Annotated in this window: 7 protein-coding genes; all 7 read right to left on the bottom strand. The window is 67.9% G+C overall.

All coding sequences use genetic code 11. The features are described 5' to 3' along the window. Nucleotides 1-55: 55 nt before the first annotated feature. Nucleotides 56-1,144, bottom strand: coding sequence for an AraC family transcriptional regulator (locus L2C96_RS35535; RefSeq protein WP_020418623.1), 1,089 nt, complete (start codon nt 1,142-1,144; stop codon nt 56-58). Between the two features lie 150 nt (nt 1,145-1,294). Beyond that, on the bottom strand, nt 1,295-2,389 hold the full coding sequence (locus tag L2C96_RS35530; RefSeq protein ID WP_237339307.1) for a 3,4-dihydroxy-2-butanone-4-phosphate synthase: 1,095 nt from the start codon (nt 2,387-2,389) through the stop codon (nt 1,295-1,297). Then, nucleotides 2,389-2,886 (bottom strand): flavin reductase family protein, encoded by a 498-nt coding sequence (locus tag L2C96_RS35525; RefSeq protein WP_237339306.1) that lies wholly within the window; start codon nt 2,884-2,886, stop codon nt 2,389-2,391. Before L2C96_RS35525 ends, L2C96_RS35530 begins: the two co-directional genes overlap by 1 nt. 132 nt (nt 2,887-3,018) lie before the next feature. Further along, nucleotides 3,019-3,828 carry an alpha/beta fold hydrolase gene (locus tag L2C96_RS35520; RefSeq protein ID WP_237339305.1) on the bottom strand — a complete coding sequence of 270 codons (810 nt, stop codon included), beginning with the start codon at nt 3,826-3,828 and terminating at the stop codon, nt 3,019-3,021. A 32-nt stretch (nt 3,829-3,860) separates the two neighbouring features. Continuing rightward, nucleotides 3,861-4,610, bottom strand: coding sequence for a dienelactone hydrolase family protein (locus tag L2C96_RS35515; RefSeq protein WP_237339308.1), 750 nt, complete (start codon nt 4,608-4,610; stop codon nt 3,861-3,863). A gap of 8 nt (nt 4,611-4,618) precedes the next feature. Next, the gene (locus L2C96_RS35510; protein ID WP_237339304.1) at nt 4,619-5,572 is read right to left on the bottom strand and encodes a 3-carboxyethylcatechol 2,3-dioxygenase; all 954 of its coding nucleotides are present in this window, start codon (nt 5,570-5,572) and stop codon (nt 4,619-4,621) included. Between the two features lie 2 nt (nt 5,573-5,574). Beyond that, nucleotides 5,575-6,660 (bottom strand): LLM class flavin-dependent oxidoreductase, encoded by a 1,086-nt coding sequence (locus L2C96_RS35505; protein ID WP_237339303.1) that lies wholly within the window; start codon nt 6,658-6,660, stop codon nt 5,575-5,577. Nucleotides 6,661-6,977 lie beyond the last annotated feature (317 nt).

Below are 6,977 nucleotides of genomic sequence, written 5' to 3'. Positions count from 1 at the left end.
GCCTCAGCCACTACAAACGACGCGGCTATCAACTCGCCTAACTGCCGTTGCAGGGCTAACCGTTGCCGAGTTCGCCTTCGAACCAGGGCGGTCGCGAAACCACGAATTCGAGTCCTCGCTTTCCGCGCCGCAAGGTGTGCGACGGTGGCTCCCCGTACCGCTCCTGATACGCGGCCCCGAACCGGCCGAGGTGGCCGAAACCCCAGCGGAGCGCCACCGCGGACACGGTGAGGACATCGGGGTCCCCGTTGATCAGGTCGTCTCGTGCGCGGGCGAGCCTGACCTGCCGAAGGTACGCCATCGGCGGGATGCCGAACTCCCGGACGAACGCCTTCTCGAGCGCTCGCAGGCTGATACAGGCGATCCTCGCGATGTCAGCCGCGCTGCCGACCTGCATCGGGTCGTCTTCGATCACGTCGACGACCCGCTGTATGGCGGAGGGCAGGCGCAAGCCCCGGTCTTCGTCGAGCTTGTCCGAGTAGTTGTGCGGTTGCGACATGAGCAGCGCCGACCGCACCAGTTGTCCCAGGTGCGATGCCATGACCGGATGCTGCTGGGCGAGCTGGCTCGGCTGTCCGACGTCGTCTTGCAGGAGTCGCAGCACGCGGGCGAAGTCGGCGCCTCGTCCCTTGGTGAGGTCCAGTTTGTCGCCGAACTCGATCGGCTCGACAACCCTCCTGCCGAGGATGGCAGACAGATCGTCCTCCAGATCGGCGCGGTCGATCCGCATCGCCATCAACGTGCTGTCGTCGGTCCAGCGTTCGAACCGCCACGGCGCGCTCGGCGACAGGACAGCAGCAGTGGTACGGGAAACGGATGCGGACCGGCGGCCCGAAACGACGTCGACGGATCCCGATGGCGCGTAGCAGAACACGTAGAACGACGGCGGCGGAACTTCCAGCCGGACGTCGGAATTGAAGTTGCTGTACCCGATCCTGAGCCGCTCGGCGTTCAGCACCCGCATGCTGAATCCGAATCGGCCTCGGTCGACCGCCGTCATGTGGTGGGGTGCGTACACGCTGGTGAGGAAGCCGCGGGCCTCATCGAGATCGTCGGTGCGCAGGAGGCCTCCCGAAGTGGCTCGTTGCCCCTTCGCGATCTGTTTCGCGAGCGCGTAGGCCTCGGACGCGTGCCTCGACGTCATCGTCGAGCACCTCCCACTCGGCTTCGGGTGGCACAGCAAGGATGGTCGGTGATCACCCTTCGGCAACATGGTAGTGCTTCGCACTCCGGTCGACAGTCCGGAAAACGAACCGCATCAGCCGGAGTTCGACCGGGACCCCAAGCCGGCGGTTCAGGTCAGCGGGCTCACAGGTCGATTCTGCACCGCGAGGACGGTGAGGCCGGGCCGGGCAAGCTGCACCGCCGTCCCCGGCCCGGTGAGCAGCCGGACAGACCGGTACCCGAGGTCAGCGACGATCGCGCCGGCAGCGCCGTCGTCGACGGTCGTCCAGGTGTGCCCGTCGCGCGCGCCGAGCACCCGCGCTCCCGGCCTGCGCAGGTAGACCAGCACACCACCCTCCTGGGCGATGACGGCCGCCGACTCCGCGATACGGCGAGCACAATCACAGCGCGTAGTCTTGAAGATGTCGCCGGTGACGCACTCGGCGTGCACCGCCACGAGCGGCACACTCGTCCGCGGACGTCCGACCAGCGCGATGTGCTCGGCGCCCGTGACCTCGTCGCGGTATCCGACGGCGTCGAGCTGGCCGTGCACGGTCGGCAACCGAGCGTTGGTGACCCGGGTGACGCGTCCTCGTTCCCCGTCGCCGAAGCGCAACCGGTGCTCGACCACCTCCGGTATGTGAATGACAGGCAGGTCGTGCCGGGCCGCGAGCAGGGCCGCGTCCTCGTCGCCGGCCGTCCCCACGCCGTCGCCGACCAGCCGGGCAGTCAGCGCCACTGGCGGAAGCCCTGCGAGGCGGCACAGGTCCACGCCTGCCTCGGCGTGCCCGGGCCGTCCGACGACACCATTGGCATGGACCCTCAGCGGCAGCAGATGACCGGGCCGTATGAGGTCGGCGGGGCCGCTGGCCGGATCGGCGAGCACCCGCGCGGTGCGCGCGCGGTCGGCCGCGCTGATACCGGTGGTGATGCCGTGTGCCGCGTCGACCGAGACGGTATACAGAGGACTTCGTGGATCCTGGTTGTCATGGGCCATCGGGGGCAGGCCGAGTGCGCCGGCGCGCTCCGCCGGAAGGGGTGCGCAGAGAACCCCCGACGTGTGGCGGACCGTCCATGCGGTCCACCGCGGCTCGGCCAGTGCCGCGGGGAGGACGACGTCGTACTCGGTGCCGCCACCCACGAGAACCGGGCGTCCGGCGCGCAATGCGGCCACGGCGTTGGCTACTCGGTCGTCCGTGAAAAGGGGGGCCGGCTGGGCGGACATCAGGACGCCAACGTGGACAGCGCGTGCAGCCGGCTGCCGTGGAAGACCAGCGGGGCGACCTTGTCGTGTGGCTGCATGCCCTCGACGCGGAGCAGCACCAGGTCGTGGTCCCCCGCGCTGATGACCCTGTCGATCGAACAGTCCAGCCAGGCGGCCGCGCCGTGCAGGAGCACCGCACCCTCGCCGGTGGTGGTGTAGCCGATGCCGGCGAACCGGTCCCCCGTCTTCGAGGCGATCTGCCGGCAGACCCGGTCATGCGTCGTCCCGAGCACCGACAGCCCGAGCCGGGGCCGGTCGGCCAGAAGCGGCCAGGTCGTGGAGGTGTGCTGCACGCACACCGACACCAGCGGCGGGTTCATCGAGACCGCGACGAACGAACTCGCGACGATGCCGACCGGAGCGGCGTCGCGCAGCGCGCACACGGCCACCACCCCGCTGGGAAAGGTTCCGTAGACCTGCCGCAGCGGGCCGGTCTCGTCCGGATCGGGAACGATCAACGCGGGCCTCCTGTCACGGCCGCGGGGTTCAGTCTCAGGAGTGACCGTGGCACGGCACTGTGCACCGACGGTCTCGACCGATGGCATTGTTTTCTCCTCGTCAGCGGTTCAGCGGGTTCGGCGTTCCCCGGCCTACGCCGCTGCCAGGAACTCACGGATCAGAGCACCGAGCCGGGCCGGCACCTCGAACTGGAGCAGGTGCCCGCAATCCGCGAACAGGTGCAGGTCCGCGTGCGGAAGGTGCTCGGCCAGGAAGAGCCCCGCGGCGGGCGAGATCGTCCCGTCGTCCTTCCCGTGCACCGCCAGGACCGGGTGCGGTATGCCGGCGAGCACCGGCTCGTCGTAGACCGGTGCGGGCTCGCCGGCCGCCATGGCGGCCTCGAACGACCGCCGCACCTCCGGCCTGATCGCGACCGCGAAACGCTCCCTCACGTAGTCGTCGATGCCGCCGCCTCGGGACAGCTGGGCGGTCACGAGCGCGTGCATCGCCTCCTCACTCGGGCTCTCGTAGAACGCGGTGAGCGTCCCCAGCTTGGCCTTGACCGGGGTTCCGCCCGCGCCCATCAGGACGATCCGCCCGAGCCGCTCGGGTGCGTGCACGGCCAGATCGAGCGCCACGCGGGCGCCGTAGGAGTGTCCTGCCACGTGAACCCGATCCAGTCCGAGCTCGTCCAGCAGCCGGAGCACCGCGTCGACGCGCCGCCGGAACCACGGCCCCGGGCCCGGGGGCAGGGTTTCCGGATGACTGCTGCGGCCGAATCCCACCAGATCGGGCATGATGCACCGGTACTTCGCGATGCCGGGCAGGAGCGGCCGGAAGCTCAGCGCTCCCGTCGCGCCCGGTCCGGTCCCGTGCAGGAGCAGCAGCGGTTCGCCACCGGGGTCTCCCGCCGTCGCGACGTGCGTCGTGTCCGCGCCGGTGGCCAGGTCTTCCGTCCGCACGGGAGCAAGCTCCGCAGATCGCATGATCGGCGCTACCTCTTCCCCAGGGTTCGGTGGAACAACTCGAGCGTGCGGTCCCACGAAACGGACGCCGCGTGCTGCTGGTAGGCGGGCAGCTGCGGGAACATGAAGCCGTGATCGGCACCGTCGAAGATCTCGACAGTCGCGTTCACCGGGGGCCTGCTCAGCTCGTCCCGGAGCGGCTTGTTCAGCTCGAGCGGGGAGAGCCTGTCGGCCGCGCCGAGTCCGACGAACAGCTCGGCGGAGATCTTCCCGACGCTCCGATGGGGCGAGTCCGGGTCATCCGTGACGCAGTTCGACGGGTGCAGCGCCGAGCCTGCCGCGTATCCCGCGGGGTCGGAGGCGAGCAACCGCAGGGTGAAGCGCGCGCCCATGCAGAACCCCATGGCGGCTTTGGCGTTCATGTCGGCTGCGGGGTCCTTCGCGGTGACCTCCAGCATCGCGGCCGTGTCGGCTAGCACCATGTCGTCACTGAGCGAGGTGACCGCCGCCATCAGGCGATCGAATTCCGGTGATCCCGGCCCTTGACCGATACCGGCCAGGTCGAAGGAAATCCGATGGCCGAGCCGGTGGTAGAGATCCGGCAGAACGGCGTAATAGCCGGCACCCGCCAATTTGCGGCTGACGTCGTGGATGTCCTCGCGCAGCCCCGGCCCGTCGTGGTAAACGATGACCACCGGAAACGGGCCACTGTCGTCGGGATGGCGAACCGTGACCGTCATCGGCCCGTCATCGGTCGGCACGACTTCTTCCTTTTCCACCAATTCTCTCACCTGGTCGTTTCTCGTGGTCGCGCCGTGGTCACCGCGAAGCCGATGATCCACTCGGGGACCGGTTGGTAGAACGAAGACTCGGTCCGGTAAGGACCTGCGGTTTGCAGCGCGGCGTGGGCCGCGATCCACGAACGTACTTCGTGGATCGAACTGCCGCCCTGTTTGCCGAGCCACTCGACGCTCATCGCGTCGAACCAGGGCAGGTCGCCTTTCTCGAACTGCTGAAGGATCTGCTCGTCGAGATCTGGGTTCAGTGGCAGCAGCGGGGACTCACCGCGCGCGAAGGCCTGGCCGGCCTCGAACACCGCCTCCTCGCGCGCCGCCTGCTCCTCGGGCGTCCGGCGTTTGTCCACGATGTACGCGACGTCTTCCGGTGGAGACTGGCGCAGCCGCGGGACCGGCACATCGTGTGACAAGCCGCCCGAGCCGACGAGCAGGACCTTCTGATCCAAGTCCCGGACGAACTCGCCCACCGCCGCGCCGAGGCGCCTGATCCGGCGCAGAGGTCCCAGCGGCTCGGCGACCGAGTTGATGAAGACGGGGATCACGGGTTTGGCCGCGCTCGAGCCGAACAAATTTTCCAGCGGCTGGGCGATGCCGTGATCGACGACCATCTTCTCCGACATGGCGACGTCGAGATCCGCCGCCAGCAGGTGGACGACCAGATCGTCGGCGAGTGCCTGTGGCACGTCGAGCTCACCGGGACTGGTGTTGTAGTCACCGATGGCCGTAGCCGACAGCCCGACGCAGAACGGTGGCATGAGTTCATATCGGAAGCCCTGGTAGTGGTCAGGGCCGAAGATCACGACGAGGTCCGGGTCGAAAGCTTCCACGAACTGCCTGGCGTCGCGGAGAGCGCCGTCGACCCGCTGCACGACCGACTCGCCCGGGTCGCCCGACCCCAGCAACGGCGTGTGCGACATGCAGCACAAGGCCAGCTCGGACGTCACGACTACACCTTCAGGGAGCGCAGAGCCGGCACCACGTGCTCGCCGAACAACTGGTAGGAGCGCATCGTCTGTTCCTTGGTGAGGGTGCCGAACGACCCCCAGTTGAGGAAGTTCCCGCAGCCGATGTGCTCCATCTGGCTCACGATCTGGTCGCGGACGGTCTCCGGCCTCCCCACGCAGATCGCCCCGATGTCGATGAGAGCGTCGAACGACACGTCCTCCCCGGCGAAGGGGCGGAAGAAGGACTGGTAGTGCTCGTAGCCGGCGGGCACGTTGTCGAGATCGTCGAACACAGCCGCTTCCTTGAACGCCGCGAACAGCGCGTCGAAGGCGGGCTCGGCGAGATCGCGCGCCTCCTGTTCGGAGTCCGCGATGAACACGTTGCGGCACACGCCCATGTCAGTGGGTTCGGCTTCGCGGCCGGCTTCCGCAGCCGCCTTCTTGTACTGCTCGAAAATCGTCCGCATGTTGTCGGTCGGTGAGAAGACCGAAGTGAACCGGAAGCCCTGCCGGGCCGCCCAGCTCACTGTCTGCGGGCTCAGCGCCGTGACCCAGATCGGCAGCTCGGACCGCAAGGGCCGGGGCCAAAGACTCACGTTGTCGTAGTTGTAGAACTCGCCCTTGAAGGTGAAGGTGTGTTCCTTCCAAGCGGACTGGATGAGCGCGACGGACTCCTCGAACCGGGCGCGCGTCTCCTCCATCTTGACGCCTTCGCGGATGAACTCGGGCTCGTCCACGCCACGTCCCAGGCCGACCTCGAGCCGGCCGCCGGTGAGGTAGTCGAGCATCGCGCCCTCTTCGGCAAGCCGGCGCGGGTTGTGGAACGCGGTGATGTTCGCCATCACCCCGATGTTCATCCGGCTGGTCCGCTGGGCCAGGGTCGCCACCAGCAGGTTGGGCGAGGGGCTGATGCTGTACGGCGTGAAGTGGTGCTCGGAGAAGAAGACCCCATCGAACCCCAGGTCCTCGGCGGCGACCCACGATTCCAGCTTCCAGTCGTAGAGATCCTTGCACAACCGCGGGTCGAACTTCGCGGGGTCGGGATCGTACGGGTAGCTGAAAATCTCAAAGAGCCAGGACTTGACCACTTGATTCTCCGTCCACTCTGACATTCGGCCGGTGTCCGCGTCACGGTTCACGACCGGATCCGGTGCCGATGACGTTAGGGCGGAGTGCCACTGTTCGACGAGCCGTTCTTCGCTCGAGTCTGTCCACTTTTCGCACCGGTCGCGGGCGAAGACGCGGTAGCGACGGCGCGCTACCGGCAGTGAGAACGATCATCCCCGATCGGGTATCGGCGGAGGCCCAAGGCGACCCGGGCATCGCCCTCGGCACCGGGGCGCGGGAATTACAATTCATCCAAGTCGATGTCGAAGCCCCAGCCACCGTCGTAAGGGACTGCGTT

The sequence above is a fragment of the Amycolatopsis tucumanensis genome (genome assembly GCF_021654135.1).
Taxonomy (GTDB): Bacteria; Actinomycetota; Actinomycetes; order Mycobacteriales; family Pseudonocardiaceae; genus Amycolatopsis_E; species Amycolatopsis_E tucumanensis.
The sequence above is the reverse complement of the archived record's forward strand: the minus strand, read 5'-3'. Positions and strand labels throughout refer to the sequence as shown.